Origin of the sequence: Maritalea sp. S77, assembly GCF_049801075.1 — a bacterium.
Classification (GTDB): Bacteria; Pseudomonadota; Alphaproteobacteria; order Rhizobiales; family Devosiaceae; genus Maritalea.
In genome coordinates, this window is the sequence record NZ_JBNAGG010000001.1 from 743116 (window position 1) to 755441 (window position 12326).

General features: G+C 49.2%; 19 protein-coding genes and 2 tRNA genes. 12 read left to right on the plus strand and 9 right to left on the minus strand.

The window, feature by feature from the left end; translation table 11 throughout:
* Positions 1–36: 36 nt before the first annotated feature.
* From ACP15Y_RS03435 to ACP15Y_RS03450, 4 genes are all read left to right on the plus strand, one after another.
* Positions 37–1758 (plus strand): hypothetical protein, encoded by a 1722-nt coding sequence (locus tag ACP15Y_RS03435; protein ID WP_424981601.1) that lies wholly within the window; start codon positions 37–39, stop codon positions 1756–1758.
* Between the two features lie 388 nt (positions 1759–2146).
* On the plus strand, positions 2147–2638 hold the full coding sequence (locus ACP15Y_RS03440) for a hypothetical protein (protein WP_424981602.1): 492 nt from the start codon (positions 2147–2149) through the stop codon (positions 2636–2638).
* Positions 2635–3222 carry a hypothetical protein gene (locus ACP15Y_RS03445; RefSeq protein WP_424981603.1) on the plus strand — a complete coding sequence of 196 codons (588 nt, stop codon included), beginning with the start codon at positions 2635–2637 and terminating at the stop codon, positions 3220–3222. The genes ACP15Y_RS03440 and ACP15Y_RS03445 overlap by 4 nt, the downstream gene beginning before the upstream one ends.
* Positions 3219–3869 carry an HK97 family phage prohead protease gene (locus tag ACP15Y_RS03450; RefSeq protein WP_424981604.1) on the plus strand — a complete coding sequence of 217 codons (651 nt, stop codon included), beginning with the start codon at positions 3219–3221 and terminating at the stop codon, positions 3867–3869. Before ACP15Y_RS03445 ends, ACP15Y_RS03450 begins: the two co-directional genes overlap by 4 nt.
* Positions 3870–4069: 200 nt before the next feature.
* On the opposite strand, the gene ACP15Y_RS03455 is transcribed toward ACP15Y_RS03450, so the two are convergent.
* The 5 genes from ACP15Y_RS03455 to ACP15Y_RS03475 form a co-directional block, all read right to left on the minus strand.
* Positions 4070–5287, minus strand: a complete 1218-nt coding sequence (locus tag ACP15Y_RS03455) for an ATP-binding protein (protein WP_424981605.1) — start codon at positions 5285–5287, stop codon at positions 4070–4072.
* A 188-nt stretch (positions 5288–5475) separates the two neighbouring features.
* Positions 5476–5904 carry a thermonuclease family protein gene (locus ACP15Y_RS03460; protein WP_424981606.1) on the minus strand — a complete coding sequence of 143 codons (429 nt, stop codon included), beginning with the start codon at positions 5902–5904 and terminating at the stop codon, positions 5476–5478.
* Positions 5905–5934: 30 nt separating this feature from the next.
* Positions 5935–6099, minus strand: a complete 165-nt coding sequence (locus ACP15Y_RS03465) for a hypothetical protein (RefSeq protein ID WP_424981607.1) — start codon at positions 6097–6099, stop codon at positions 5935–5937.
* Entirely contained in the window at positions 6096–6458 is a 363-nt protein-coding gene (locus tag ACP15Y_RS03470) for a hypothetical protein (RefSeq protein ID WP_424981608.1), read from the minus strand. Before ACP15Y_RS03470 ends, ACP15Y_RS03465 begins: the two co-directional genes overlap by 4 nt.
* A 6-nt stretch (positions 6459–6464) precedes the next feature.
* Entirely contained in the window at positions 6465–6677 is a 213-nt protein-coding gene (locus ACP15Y_RS03475; RefSeq protein WP_424981609.1) for a hypothetical protein, read from the minus strand.
* Positions 6678–7020: 343 nt separating this feature from the next.
* On the opposite strand from ACP15Y_RS03475, the gene ACP15Y_RS03480 reads away from it, so the two are divergent.
* The 3 genes from ACP15Y_RS03480 to ACP15Y_RS03490 all read left to right on the plus strand — a co-directional run bounded on the left by ACP15Y_RS03480 (position 7021) and on the right by ACP15Y_RS03490 (position 8448).
* Positions 7021–7254, plus strand: a complete 234-nt coding sequence (locus tag ACP15Y_RS03480; protein ID WP_424981610.1) for a hypothetical protein — start codon at positions 7021–7023, stop codon at positions 7252–7254.
* A 416-nt stretch (positions 7255–7670) separates the two neighbouring features.
* Positions 7671–8228 carry a hypothetical protein gene (locus ACP15Y_RS03485; protein WP_424981611.1) on the plus strand — a complete coding sequence of 186 codons (558 nt, stop codon included), beginning with the start codon at positions 7671–7673 and terminating at the stop codon, positions 8226–8228.
* A gap of 1 nt (position 8229) precedes the next feature.
* Positions 8230–8448: a hypothetical protein gene (locus ACP15Y_RS03490; protein ID WP_424981612.1), complete on the plus strand. Its 219-nt coding sequence runs from the start codon at positions 8230–8232 to the stop codon at positions 8446–8448.
* A gap of 155 nt (positions 8449–8603) precedes the next feature.
* On the opposite strand, the gene ACP15Y_RS03495 is transcribed toward ACP15Y_RS03490, so the two are convergent.
* Both ACP15Y_RS03495 and ACP15Y_RS03500 read right to left on the minus strand, forming a co-directional pair.
* The gene (locus ACP15Y_RS03495; protein WP_424981613.1) at positions 8604–8945 is read right to left on the minus strand and encodes an excisionase family DNA-binding protein; all 342 of its coding nucleotides are present in this window, start codon (positions 8943–8945) and stop codon (positions 8604–8606) included.
* Between the two features lie 84 nt (positions 8946–9029).
* Positions 9030–9260 (minus strand): helix-turn-helix domain-containing protein, encoded by a 231-nt coding sequence (locus ACP15Y_RS03500; RefSeq protein ID WP_424981614.1) that lies wholly within the window; start codon positions 9258–9260, stop codon positions 9030–9032.
* Between the two features lie 145 nt (positions 9261–9405).
* Here ACP15Y_RS03500 and ACP15Y_RS03505 point away from each other — a divergent pair, with 145 nt between their 5' ends.
* Together ACP15Y_RS03505 and ACP15Y_RS03510 are read left to right on the plus strand one after the other, a co-directional pair.
* Entirely contained in the window at positions 9406–9621 is a 216-nt protein-coding gene (locus ACP15Y_RS03505) for a hypothetical protein (RefSeq protein WP_424981615.1), read from the plus strand.
* Positions 9622–9629: 8 nt separating this feature from the next.
* A tRNA-Arg gene (locus ACP15Y_RS03510) sits at positions 9630–9706 on the plus strand.
* Between the two features lie 149 nt (positions 9707–9855).
* On the opposite strand, the gene ACP15Y_RS03515 is transcribed toward ACP15Y_RS03510, so the two are convergent.
* Positions 9856–9948: transfer RNA gene (locus tag ACP15Y_RS03515), tRNA-Ser, on the minus strand.
* 125 nt (positions 9949–10073) lie between these two features.
* Between ACP15Y_RS03515 and ACP15Y_RS03520 the strand changes: the two genes are divergently transcribed.
* Positions 10074–10211 (plus strand): hypothetical protein, encoded by a 138-nt coding sequence (locus tag ACP15Y_RS03520; protein WP_424981616.1) that lies wholly within the window; start codon positions 10074–10076, stop codon positions 10209–10211.
* A gap of 22 nt (positions 10212–10233) precedes the next feature.
* On the plus strand, positions 10234–10668 hold the full coding sequence (locus tag ACP15Y_RS03525) for a DUF2147 domain-containing protein (RefSeq protein ID WP_424981617.1): 435 nt from the start codon (positions 10234–10236) through the stop codon (positions 10666–10668).
* 16 nt (positions 10669–10684) lie between these two features.
* Here the strand turns inward: ACP15Y_RS03525 and ACP15Y_RS03530 are convergent, their stop codons facing one another.
* The gene (locus ACP15Y_RS03530; protein WP_424981618.1) at positions 10685–11395 is read right to left on the minus strand and encodes a glutathione S-transferase N-terminal domain-containing protein; all 711 of its coding nucleotides are present in this window, start codon (positions 11393–11395) and stop codon (positions 10685–10687) included.
* 165 nt (positions 11396–11560) lie between these two features.
* Between ACP15Y_RS03530 and ACP15Y_RS03535 the strand changes: the two genes are divergently transcribed.
* Positions 11561–12325, plus strand: a complete 765-nt coding sequence (locus tag ACP15Y_RS03535; RefSeq protein WP_424981619.1) for a sulfite exporter TauE/SafE family protein — start codon at positions 11561–11563, stop codon at positions 12323–12325.
* Position 12326: the final 1 nt, after the last annotated feature.

Genomic DNA, 12326 nt, shown 5'->3' on the forward strand with positions numbered 1-12326 from the left:
GATTCCGCACAATTTCAAAAGAGCTTGGGCAAAAGCATGGCCGGGATGCAAAAGTTTGCCAAAGTTGCGGCAGCTGGATTTGCAGCAGCTTCAGCCGCCGGCGCTGGTGCGTTTGCTGCGATTAGCAATCGAGCGCAAGAAGCGGATAAGCAATTCAAGGCCAGCCAAACGCTTGGCGTTCCAATTCAACAATTGGGCCGATTGGCACATGCCGCCGAAATGTCTGGCTCCTCATTTGATGAGGTGGGTAAGGCAGCCCAACGCGCCAGCCGTGCTGTTAATGACAGCATGAACGGCGTTTCAAATGCCGGCACAAAAGCGTTTGAACAGTTAGGCATCGGCCTAAAAACCATTGATGGCGAGGCGCGCGGCGTCGAGGATATTCTTGGCGATGTGGCCGAACGATTTGCAAAAATGCCAGATGGCGCAACGAAAACCGCCCTGGCAATCGAAATGTTCGGGCGGTCTGGTGCCAACCTAATCCCCATGCTGAATCAGGGCCGCGAAGGTCTAAAGGAAATGGGCGATGAGGCCGAACGACTTGGACTTGTGTTTAGTGGCAAGACTGGCCGGGCCTCCGAGATATTCAACGATAATATTTCGCGCATGTCCAAGACGTTTACCGGCCTTTGGAATATGGTGCTAGCCAAAGTCATACCGTCGTTTGTATCGCTCACCAATCGAATGGTCGCCGCCTCTCAACAAGGCGGTATTCTGGACAAGGCCGTTGACGGTATCAGCGCGGCCATGAATATAATGGCCAAAGGCATTGCGCTGGTGTTCGATAATCTTCACCACCTATACGAACTATTTAAAGTGTTTGTGGCGGCGAAAATCGTTGGGTTTATGGTTTCGGCTGCCCGATCGTTTATTTTGTTTGCCAAAGCTGTACGAACGGCTGGCATTGCATCGGCGCTATTTTCCAAAGTAATTTCTGGCAAGATCACGCTTTTAGTTGGTGTTGCATACGTCACGATGAAGCTAACCAACACGTTAGATCAATTTACCGCGACGATGAAAGAACTTGGCGAGCAGGTTGCAAAAGCGTTGCCCGAAAATATCAGAAACGCAATGTCAGACTTGGCCGGTCCCCTGCAGGCATTTGAAGGTGACATCGTTGACGCCGATCTGGCTGTAACAACGTTTGGCAACAGTGCGATCGACAGTGCCGATGGCGCCGCCAATTCATTTGGCACAATTGGCGAAAAGATGAAGACAGCAATCGGCGGAATCAAGGGAATCGCGAGCGACGCTACAAGCGCAATGAGCAAGATGGGTGATATGGCCAATAGCGCCTTCCGATCAATCGGTAGTTCGCTGCGCGGCTTGATTGACGGTTCAAAGAACTGGCTGGACGTTTTGTCTGACATCATGATGAACCTAGCTCAAATGGCGTTTTCCAACATTAATTTTGGTGGCGGTTTTGGCGGGATCATCGGTTCACTGTTAGGCGGTTTGTTTTCATTCGACGGCGGCGGCTACACCGGTGATGGGCCACGCACTGGCGGACTAGACGGCATTGGTGGCCGTTTGGCTCTGGTGCACCCTCAAGAAACGATTATTGACCACACCAAAGGCCAGCGTCTTGCTGGTGGTGGTAACGTCCAGATCGATCAAACCTTTGTGCTTGACGGCGCCATTGATGGCCAACGCATTCAACAAATGATCCAGCAAGGCACGGCGCAAAGCGTTGAAACCGTGAAACGCGCTTTACCGGGATGGCAAGTTGAGCAGCAAAAACATGGGGCTATTGCATGACCATAACGCGTAGCATCTCTCCATTTTAGTCGCGTATTCCCCGCGCGCTTCGCGGTGCCATTTATCCCAATTGTGGCACCGCACCTATTCCAATACCCTAACATTACGATACCCCCTAGGGGGGGGTAAAATCTCTACGGCAATGCCAATCACAAGACCGGCGCGGGTATAAAACGCGCACATCTGCAATTGAAAATATGACCCCCTCACCATGTGAACACTAGTTCGCACTGATTTCTCGTCTTCTTCCCTTCCTCCCCAGGACCAAAGCTTGGCGAGGACAACTGGAACGGCAACAGCCGATTTTTCACAGCCGCTTCGGGCCGCTGTTGCCGTTCCTTTTTTACTCAGTTTTCACCACTAAAAACCCCAAACAAGGATTTGGAACATGTATTCCCTACAACACGCCGCCTTCGCGGCAGAAATCGATAAATCGACGCTAAGTCGATGGCTAGATACCGGCATTATAAAAATGCGAGGACCAGACGTGGATTCTGGTTCGTCGGGAATTCCGCGCCAGTTTTCTCGCCAGCGTATCGTCCAAATCGCTATCGCTAAAGCGCTCGCGAACATTGGCGTAAGCCCTGGCCGAGGCGCCGCAGCCGCGCTCAAATTTACAGAGGAAGAAAACTGCGAGATTCCTGATACGGGCTGTGCATGGCTCGTCATGGATGACGCCGGGCCACGTCTTGCACGTGTAGACCATGAGCCGAAGCTGGCTGAAGTTCTTCTTTCGCCCGGTGGCTGGGCACCAATTGCAGCGGTCGCGATCGACCTATCACGCATAGTTCGGCGCGTTGATGCGCGGCTCCAGCAAAAACAATCGAACAACTCAAGTTACGGCAACCCAATCATCCAACGAGGATACGAAACCAAATGAAAATTGAAATTCCATCACTTACCGAAACCCACGAACCGTATCGCGCGATTGAAGAAAGACGAACGCAACTAAATGAAAAAGCGCGCCGGCTGCGTTCCGAGATTACTGACCTGACACGCCGCATTCTTCAAAATGATGGCGACGCCAATGCTGAAGAGCGGGTTAAAGACATCGCAGCCGGCAATGCGCCGGTTGAAAAGCGTTCACTTCGCATGGAGCAGGAGCAGGCACTGCGTGAACGGCGCGAAACTGAAGCGGCGCTTGAGATTGTGGAAGAACGATTTCGTCGCGAGCACCACAACGCCAGCCGCGCAGTTTGCGAACAATTTGAAGAATTGCATCGCGAGATTTACACAAAGTTTTGGACTGCTATAGCGGAAGCGGCATCTGCACGTTGCGAAATCGACGAGCTACACGGTGAGCTCAACCGCGCTGGCGTCGAAGTGCTCGGGCCCATTGCCCAGAAAGGAAGTCAACTATTCTCAGAGCCGATGCGGCGAAGTGCGGATGTTGCACTCATGCTTCGAAGAGCTGAATGCGAAGGCTTCCTGAAGTCCCGACAAATTCCAGAGGTATTGCGATGAGCCGCGATTGCAAAGCTACCGGCGACGAGCCGATGGAAATTGGTTATTTCGGCGGCGGAATGTTGGCTATCGATGGACGCCTTCAGTCTCCGCCACCCTCGTCGCCAACGTCACGCAAGTCGACTTTCAACATGGCCCATCCGGTTTTGCAAGGATGGGCATGTGTGTATGGCAAGTTTCACTCGCATAAAGGCCGCGCCGAAGTATTCGCACCCGGATGTTTCGGAAATTCGCTTATGAAGAACAAGGTTCAGTTTCAACTGGACCACAATCGCGACGTTCTTGACGATACATCAGGCGGCCTGCAACTGCTCAGCGACGAGAAAGGGCTCGCATTCCGCCTGGAGCTCAAAAACAACGGCGTCCGAGAAATCGTTTCTCAACATCGCTGGAACGCGGTGTCGGTTGGGTACAACCACATCGATTATCGGGACTTCAACATCAAAGGGCAAGAAGTGCGGTTAATTAAGAAGGCCGACTTGCGTGAGATTTCACTTGTGCGCCGCGGTGCTGTTCGGCAGACGTTTGCGCGCGTTGTGGACGCTGCAAATTCTGGCCCTCTGGAGACTGAAATGAAGTCTTCTTCGTTTGATGTCGATTCAGCGTGGTTCCGGTTTACTCGAGTTGCAGAAGATAAGATGACTTAAAACAAACCAGCCGCACGGTAGACGGGCCGAAGAGATAGCGATTTAATCGTCAAGCCGTGGCGCATACCCCTTGGGGGCTCGTCCCATACGGTCGGCAACTGCCTCAAGTAGATCGGCGGAACGTGCCACGAGTCTGTAGCAGTCTGTAGCAGTCTGTAGCAGTCTGTAGCAGTCTGTAGCAGTCTGTAAGACTGCTACACCTATGCAAATTCTGCCTTCTTTTTAATGTTTATCCAAGCTGCAAACGATCTGGTTGGAAGTCGATAGTGTCCAGAACGGCGATCATCTTGAATGATTAAACCTTGCTTCTTAAGCGCGCGAAGTGCATTGTCAACCGTGCTGGCTTTCAACTCAGTTTTAACAATGATATCGCCACGCGTTATCCAGCCATCATAACCGTCAGACATACATTTTAGCACTTCTCGATAGTCATCTGATCCGGGTGTGGCATAGTCTCGGTCAAAGTATTTTGCCCCGAGTTGATCAAACGCTCCATTTTCTCGGAAAAGACTTTTGAAAAAATCATCTTTATCGATCATGTTATCGCTGTCTTCTTCAAATGCACAAAAAGCGAACTCTTGAAGAAAGTGCGGGTAACCTTCAGAGTAAGTAGAAATCAATATCTCGGCCTCTGGGGTTATGCCTATGGGTGCTTCATTTTTTTTGTTCGCGCTATTCAGGCCCATCTGGATGACCATTTCGCGCTCGCCGCTCTCAAGCGTCTCTAAGTTCATTATTTGAAACAATCGCAAGGATGATTCGTGGCTTTCCCTTAGTTTGATTGGCAAGGTCGGTAGTCCAGCAAGTCCGATACAGAGCCGATCAGTCTGGCGCTTTGACATTTCTTCGGTTAGAAGTTTGCAAATTAAACCCAAGTCAGCGCTAGAATCCGGCGCATCCGCTTCGTCAATCAACAGGAGGATTCCGTCAAAAGCGTCGGCCATTTTGATAAAGGCGTTTTCGAGATCATCTTGAAGAGATAAAAAGGCCTCATTTTTTGTGGTCACTTGGTGGTTGTAACGGACACCAGCCGCCTCGAAACGTGTCAATATTTCTATCGTCTTTAAGACAAATGTGCCGAATACATCATGTTTCTCAATCTGTTTTTTTAGTGCGTTTGCGATTCTATCAATTATCGCCAGAAAATCATCTTCTCTTCGCAGCGACACATTCAAAACAATAAAGTTGTATTTGTGTCCTCCTTTGGCTTCAACAAGTCCCTCTCCTAGATACTGATCAAATAGAATAAGCGATGACTTTCCAATGCCCCGCTCACCCACAAACATAAAATGTTTTGGATTCTCATGCTTTGTTTGAAGCATGCAACTTTCGGTATATTCTATTTCTTCAAGTCGGCCAGCGAACAAGCCTGGGGGGACCATTTTGTCTGGGCGAAATGGATTAAATTTTCCAGCCATACTGGCATTACACTAAGAGCAATAGAAAAAATCAAGCGTATTTTAACCTAACCCCTCAACCCGGCCAAACAATTACGATTAGTTGAGGTTTTATTAGTCGCCATTTATTGCAATTAAAACGCGACGGGCCAATTCAGCGTTTGGGTAAAATCGTTGATGCTGTGTCGAGGTTCACTGGCGAATTGTCACTAATTGCACCAAATATTCCCGTTATTGGGCCAATTCTGTGCAAGCCCTTCTGATTTCAAAATATCAGCGGTGTTGCGACCGTCCAAAGTCAACACGTCAACTAATTGGCGGCCAGCACCACCACTGTTACCGCTCCAACGGATTTGGTAGCCTTGGTTCATCAGCTGAATCAATCTGTCGCGGGATTGGTGGCCCAATCTGTTTTCACGTCCACAAGATGCGCTTGAATTGATTTCAGGCGTATCAATGCCAAGGGTTCGCCATTTAACACCGTTTTCCCAACCAGTATCACCATCATAAACGCATGTAACTTTGCGTTCCGCACGATTTCCGCCTTTGCAAACATCAATGGCGGAGGCACTTGTTGTTGGGAATAGGGATAAGGGAATTATGCCAATAATAATTTTAAAAATGTGCTGTTGTTTCATGGTGCATACGGCTTCGGATCGCAATGGTCGTTATTCTGCATCTAATACAGCAGATATATGATCGGGCTCCGGTTTGTTTTTTTCATTTGATGATTGTTCTTCTTTAATCCGCCTGATGTCGGCAGCATATGCTTCATCTAACAGTCGGATGATTTTTAACTCGTCAGCTTCGGCGTTGGGAACGCGCCAAGTCAATTTGGATTTCCGCTGCCAGTCACAGCTTTTTTGTCGTTGTTGGCTAGGTCGTATTCGTGCCATAAGCGAAAGCCAGCATCAAGAACGAAGGCGGCGAGTAGCCAAGAAATGCGAGCATTGCCAAAGCCATGTTCGATAAGCTCGGAAACGTGTGGACCTTTGATTACCAATTCAGAAGACACGCACACAAGGAAGGTATACAAGGACGCAGAAAGGCCAAATACGCTGGCTAGCCTTCTGCGCGAAATGGCGCCTTCATGGTCACGATGGCATTTAGTTGCGATGAAGAACCCCACCAGCAGTAGTGCAGTGATCACTGTTGCCGCCGGTGAGGCAATGTAATTCCATGGAACAGCCATAGGCCTCTAGCTAAATTTGATTAGTCCAACCACAGCCGAAATCGCCAAGCCACCAATAAATGGGGCCACTTGGTTGTCGTAAGGTGTAATGTAATAAAGAATTGTTGAAAACAGGAATGCGCCCGCGCAGGTCCACAGCGCCAAGGTGAACAAGGCGTGGATGCGACGAGAGTTGTCACCAAATATAATATCTTTGTACGTATCGAGAGCTAATTTCATTTGCATACCCTCAGTTTAATTCGTTGGTTCTGTTTGTCAGTTAACGCCAACATTTAACTGATATTGTGGTTAAATAATGCCTAAGTCGGCCACTTTTCGCTGAAAATCGCCTGTGAGTCAATCTCTCAGGTGGCCTGCGGCTCCGAGTCTATAACGGATATATTGGCATAAAAGTTCAGATTCACAAGCTGAAGTAGTCTAATCGGCCCATCTTGTTGATAACAACGATCTCAACAACCCCGTCAATAGCACCTCAACTACCCGCCTGCCCAACGTCAATCACCCCTAGACAACCGCCGTAAAAGTTCTTATTTTGTTCTCACTGCAAAATGGGAACACAGACATGACAAAACTTATCGTTCTTGCTGCATTTAATCGAAATGAAGATGGTGATTTGATTCCGGCATTTCAGCCAAGGGAATTCCAATCCGAACAATCAGCCATAAATAATGCCAAGCTACTGGCTCATGACTGTGCCGGCGTTGTTGCGTGGTCTAGGGATGCAGATCCAAAGTTAGGTGAATATGGTGCGCCGGTGGAATTGTTTCGCGCAGGTGATGTGCCAGACATGGAATAGGCTGCGTGATCAATCTCAGCACAATCAACGCGCACCTTGAAAACGAAGATGAAGTGCTTGTTGCTTGCAACACCTGCAGCCATGGCGGAACAGTGGATTTGGTAAAGCTGAAGGAAGTATACGATCCAAGCGCAACGATTTTGGCGCCTGATTTTCAAAGGCTGTTGTCGTGCCCAAAGTGCAAAACGGCTAATCGGTACGCGAAGAACCTCCGATTTACGATTTGCCACGGATGCACAAACAGTATGTCGCCTGGGTATAGCTAGTTGGTGTTGCCGGAAAAGCGTAGCGCGTCAGCAATGAGGTTTGGAGAGAACACCACTTTTATGATGTGGGGAGGTAAAAATTGATCTTTGGGAGTGGAGTAGATACGCTTTATTACTTTTTATAGCCATATACTCGCCTAAAGGAACAATATGAAAGACCATGAGTTATTCTATCAACGGCTGTTGCAAGAAGCGCAAAAGCGGGCTGTGGACCGATTCAACAGGCACCTAAAAAGCCCTGACGAGAGAAAGGTGTGGAGAGGCCTTACAATTGGCACAATTACGGATGAGGCTATAGATATAGCCGATAATGAGTGGCACGAATACTATGAGGACGAAGGTTGGTGCGGCTTTAGCATTTCTTGGCAACGCCTATCTTACAAATTCGAGCCAATACCATCGCATTTTAGCACCGCGGTTTGGCAGGAGATAGGCGACGAGAAAATACTACAAGGAATGGCTTATGGAAAATTCAACAAGTCAAAATCCGCTTTGTATGTTAACTTCGTAGAAAGGTCATTTGCCCCAACATACTTTAAAGGGGGCATTCTATTACCTATATTAGCCTGTGCGGAAGAATACGCATTGCTAGTCGAAGCGAAAGAAGTCCGAATTAATGAACCTCTTGACGCTTCAATATATGAGCGTTATGGGTACAAAGCCCCAGACGGGGATAAAAGAGCCAAATATTTGGCTAAGGAGTTATAACATGGCAAATTCTGCAAGGAAGCTGGATATTGATCCAGTAGCATCAATGGAAGCAGACCCTGTTTCATTGGCCTTGGCTGCCGCCAAGGAAAGAATAAAATCTATTCCTCCGCGCAAGGATTCGCTAATTGATCGCTGCGCGCAGGATAGCTGGAAAAATTGGGATGAGAGCGATGTATTCGCCGTACATTCTGATATGGAATCACTTAAGACCTGCTAATCAAGCAGCGCATCGTTGACCGTTTGTAACCCCGCCCCTTTCGGCGGGGTTTTCTTTGTTCTTACAACATTGTAAGAACGTCCAATTCATCCGCCATCACCACCTTTTCGTTTACAGTCAAACCACAAACCCTAACCTTGGCGACAATTGCAGCGTTAGTTCTGACCGTTCTCTCTCGACCGTCGAATCCTACCCTTCAGCCTCGCACGCGTCAAAGGGGACAGTCTATTGCGCTCAACGGGTGGATCAGCTTGAGGCGCTTCTTCGTGTTCGACTGGCGCATCCTGTTTTGCTGCTGTCGCCTGGCCTTCAAATTCTCTCACAGCATCTGCCGGAATTCTGATTAATTTCGATCCCAGTCGGAAAAATCGCAATTCTCCGCGGTCTATGAGGTTGCGCACATGCTTTCCAGAGCATCCCCATCTCTTGGCCAATGTGTCGGGGGTAAAGGGGCGGTCGGTGTCGTGAGAATTGTCAGTCTTTGATTTTTTCCACATTGCAGCTCACCATCTTGTTTCAAGAAAATGCAGTGGTGGATTGTGCTGTGGTGAGAATTCAGAATATCAAATCGAAACGCGATGTCAAAGCTTCAAAGCGACGCCCTGCCCGGCTGCTGTGTCGCCTGTTTCAAGAAATTGGATGCCTGCAGAATCGAGCGCTGCAATCATTGCGCGCAAGTTGTTCTCAATTGGCTTGTGGCGTTCTTTTTCGAAATCCCGAACTGTCGATAGGCCAACATTGGCCTTGTCCGCAAGTTCTGTCTGCGACCACTTCAACAGCGCTCGTGCCGCCCTACATTGCTTAGGTGTCATGCCTGTGTACTCCCATTTGCCTTTGCGCCAAAGCGCGCCATCAACCCTATTACACCGCCCCTGTGTTGAGTTCAACGAAATTAGTTGACAGCAATTGAATCAATGTTTATCGTTGACATCAACATAAAAATCAGGAGCCGCAAAGATGACCGCACACAAATCACCAGCTGAAAGATTTCATAGCGACGCCGAACCGCACATAAGGGCAGCACGAGATTTTGTTGATTTGCTCGCCGCAAGGCTTGGCCAGAATGAGGGATTGAGTGGTTTGGAATTGCGCGCCTTCAGCCGTTTGGCGATCGAAGCCCAGGCCGAATTGGTGGCGTTGGAAACGAGCCATGACGGGGTGAACGCTGTTTAGAAAAGTTTGGTCCCGTAGCTCAACTGGATAGAGCAACAGCCTTCTAAGCCGTAGGTTGCAGGTTCGAGCCCTGCCGGGATTGCCATTAATTGCGCCGCCTAGCACCACACCGATTCTCATACGCTGATGTGAGCGGGAACTATGGGTGACTATAGTTTGAATGGGCGGCGCGATTTTTTCACGGTTATGACAACGGTTGAAAAATCGCGAAAAGATCAATGAAATCAAGGCTTATGGCGGAGAGGAAGGGATTCGAACCCTCGAGACAGCTCTACACCGCCTACTCCCTTAGCAGGGGAGCGCCTTCGACCACTCGGCCACCTCTCCGAGGCCGTGAATAACCTTTTGTCTGTTGTCGATGCAAGCCATTTTTTCAAAATTTTGACAATGTCTTGTGATCTGTTGTTATTGAAAACTGCAACATGGGTTCATAATTTAGAAGCCATAATCAAATGCAGAGCTTTGAAGGCGCTGTTTTCGGGGGAAAATTAAATATTGAGAAACGCCCCTTTGTAAAAATCGATTTTGATTTTGCGCTAATTTTTATCGGTGCAAGCTTATGGATTCGCGAGCTGCGAATCATGTTTTAATAACTTGTATTTGGAAATGGATATGCAGTTGACCGCTTTACAATCTTTATTCCGCTTCACATTGGCGCTCATTTTGACGCTGCCAGCAACGGTTAGCTTTGCGCAAGCCTTTAACCCCGTGGGCACTTGGCGCACGCGGCTGGACGCTGAAGTGCGGATTGAACGGTGCGGCCGACAATTTTGTGGCACTGTAACCAAGGCGGCTAAGCCTGGGCTAACCGACAAACGCAATCCGGACCCAACGCTGCGCAATCGTCCGATTGAAGGCATTTTATTGATTACATTTTCGAAAAGCGAAGAGCCCAAGACCTTTGTGGGCGAGCTTTATAATCCGTTGGATGGGAAAATGTATGAAGGCACCGCGAAAATGCCGAACTCACAAACCATTCGGCTGAAGGGTTGCTTGTTCTACAGCATTTTGTGCCTGAAGGAAGATTGGGTCAAGATCGCGCCGTGATCTCGACCCAAACTGATTATTTTGCGCGCTGATTAAACAATACCTTTTGGGCTTCTTTATCCGAAGATAGATTGACCTTTTCGCGCTCATCTTTGCCAACCACCATGCCTTTTGCAACGGCATCACGGGCGCCCAAGCGCGCCAACCATGCTTTGACATGAGGGAATTCTTCAATATCCATGCCTTGGCCTTCCCAGAGGGTGGCCCAGCCATAAATCGCCATATCTGCAATGGAATAATCGCCTGCCACATAATCATGATCGGCGAGCTGCTTGTTCAACACGCCGTAAAGCCGGTGCGTTTCGTCGGTATAGCGCTTCATCGCATAAGGCAGCTTTTCTGGCGCATATTTATTGAAGTGGTGGTTTTGCCCCAGCATTGGGCCAAATCCGCCCATTTGCCAAAATAGCCACTGGTCAACATTTACCTGCTCGCGCTCGTCGCTCGGATAGAATTTGTCGAATTTTTTGGCCAAATATTTCATGATGGCTGCAGATTCAAACACCGAAATCGGCTCACCGCCTGGCCCTTCCGGGTCCACAATTGCTGGCATCTTGTTGTTGGGCGAGATTTTCAAGAAATCTGGCTCAAACTGATCGCCGCTGCCAATATTGATCAGATGCAAATTGTAAGGCACCTGCAACTCTTCCAAAAGGATAGAGATTTTCCACCCATTAGGTGTCGGCCAATAATAAAGATCGATTGGCTTGTTTTGTACCGTTGACATAAAGCGCCCCGCTGGTTTGAATAAGTTAAGTTTGGTTTATCGTAATTTTACGATAAACTATCAACCCCATCTCAAACACAAAAACGTGTACAGCACGATTTTGTTTCATATTGTCCAATCCTTGGATAATTATTGCACGCATCATTGGATCAAAAGGACAATATTTTGGACTGGATCATTCTGTTTTTCGCCGGGCTAGGCGCTGGCGTGCTAAATGCTTTGGCTGGCGGCGGGTCATTTGTGATTTTTCCGGCACTGATGCTGGTGGGCGTGCCGCCCGTGGCCGCCAATGCCACCAACACATTTGCCTGCCTGCCCGGCTATGCCAGCGGCGCCATCGGCTTTTACGATGCGATCATGGCCAATCGGCAAAGGCTTGTGCTTTATTCCATCATCGCGCTTGTGGCGGGTTATCTCGGGGCCGAGGCTTTGTTGCTCGTGTCGGACGCGCAATTCAGCACTATAGTGCCATGGTTGATGCTGTTCGCCGTGCTCGCCTTCAGCTTTGGCGGCCAATTGAACAGCTATCTGGTGTCACGCAGCAGCGGCAGCAAGCGTGCGGCGCGCGCGGGGGCCATCGGCACGGCGGTGTTGCTCACAGCTATTTGCTTTTATGGCGGCTTTTTCAATGCCGGGCTGGGCATCATCCTTTTGGCGTTTCTGGTGCTGGCGGGCTATAAAGACATCAACGGCATGAACGGCATCAAGCTGTGGCTCTCCACCCTCGTGGCACTCACCGCCGTGATCCGGCTGGCCATTGGCGGCTCGATCTATTGGTTGGAAGGTTCTGTTGCCCTCGTGGGCGCCACCATCGGCGGTTATCTCGCCGCGCGCCTTTCCTATCTGATCCCCTCCATATATGTGCGCCGCTTTGTGATCATCTATGGCTTGGGGCTGACGGTTTATTTCTTTTGGCAGGTTTATGGGTGAC

Bases quoted from the DNA above. Each gene is read 5' to 3' on its own strand.
- ACP15Y_RS03435 (WP_424981601.1), top strand. From the start codon at position 37: ATGGCCGGGATGCAAAAGTTTGCCAAAGTTGCGGCAGCTGGATTTGCA.
- ACP15Y_RS03440 (WP_424981602.1), top strand. From the start codon at position 2,147: ATGTATTCCCTACAACACGCCGCCTTCGCGGCAGAAATCGATAAATCG.
- ACP15Y_RS03445 (WP_424981603.1), top strand. From the start codon at position 2,635: ATGAAAATTGAAATTCCATCACTTACCGAAACCCACGAACCGTATCGC.
- ACP15Y_RS03450 (WP_424981604.1), top strand. From the start codon at position 3,219: ATGAGCCGCGATTGCAAAGCTACCGGCGACGAGCCGATGGAAATTGGT.
- ACP15Y_RS03455 (WP_424981605.1), bottom strand. From the start codon at position 5,287: ATGGCTGGAAAATTTAATCCATTTCGCCCAGACAAAATGGTCCCCCCA.
- ACP15Y_RS03460 (WP_424981606.1), bottom strand. From the start codon at position 5,904: ATGAAACAACAGCACATTTTTAAAATTATTATTGGCATAATTCCCTTA.
- ACP15Y_RS03470 (WP_424981608.1), bottom strand. From the start codon at position 6,458: ATGGCTGTTCCATGGAATTACATTGCCTCACCGGCGGCAACAGTGATC.
- ACP15Y_RS03475 (WP_424981609.1), bottom strand. From the start codon at position 6,677: ATGAAATTAGCTCTCGATACGTACAAAGATATTATATTTGGTGACAAC.
- ACP15Y_RS03480 (WP_424981610.1), top strand. From the start codon at position 7,021: ATGACAAAACTTATCGTTCTTGCTGCATTTAATCGAAATGAAGATGGT.
- ACP15Y_RS03485 (WP_424981611.1), top strand. From the start codon at position 7,671: ATGAAAGACCATGAGTTATTCTATCAACGGCTGTTGCAAGAAGCGCAA.
- ACP15Y_RS03490 (WP_424981612.1), top strand. From the start codon at position 8,230: ATGGCAAATTCTGCAAGGAAGCTGGATATTGATCCAGTAGCATCAATG.
- ACP15Y_RS03495 (WP_424981613.1), bottom strand. From the start codon at position 8,945: ATGTGGAAAAAATCAAAGACTGACAATTCTCACGACACCGACCGCCCC.
- ACP15Y_RS03500 (WP_424981614.1), bottom strand. From the start codon at position 9,260: ATGACACCTAAGCAATGTAGGGCGGCACGAGCGCTGTTGAAGTGGTCG.
- ACP15Y_RS03505 (WP_424981615.1), top strand. From the start codon at position 9,406: ATGACCGCACACAAATCACCAGCTGAAAGATTTCATAGCGACGCCGAA.
- ACP15Y_RS03520 (WP_424981616.1), top strand. From the start codon at position 10,074: ATGCAGAGCTTTGAAGGCGCTGTTTTCGGGGGAAAATTAAATATTGAG.
- ACP15Y_RS03525 (WP_424981617.1), top strand. From the start codon at position 10,234: ATGCAGTTGACCGCTTTACAATCTTTATTCCGCTTCACATTGGCGCTC.
- ACP15Y_RS03530 (WP_424981618.1), bottom strand. From the start codon at position 11,395: ATGTCAACGGTACAAAACAAGCCAATCGATCTTTATTATTGGCCGACA.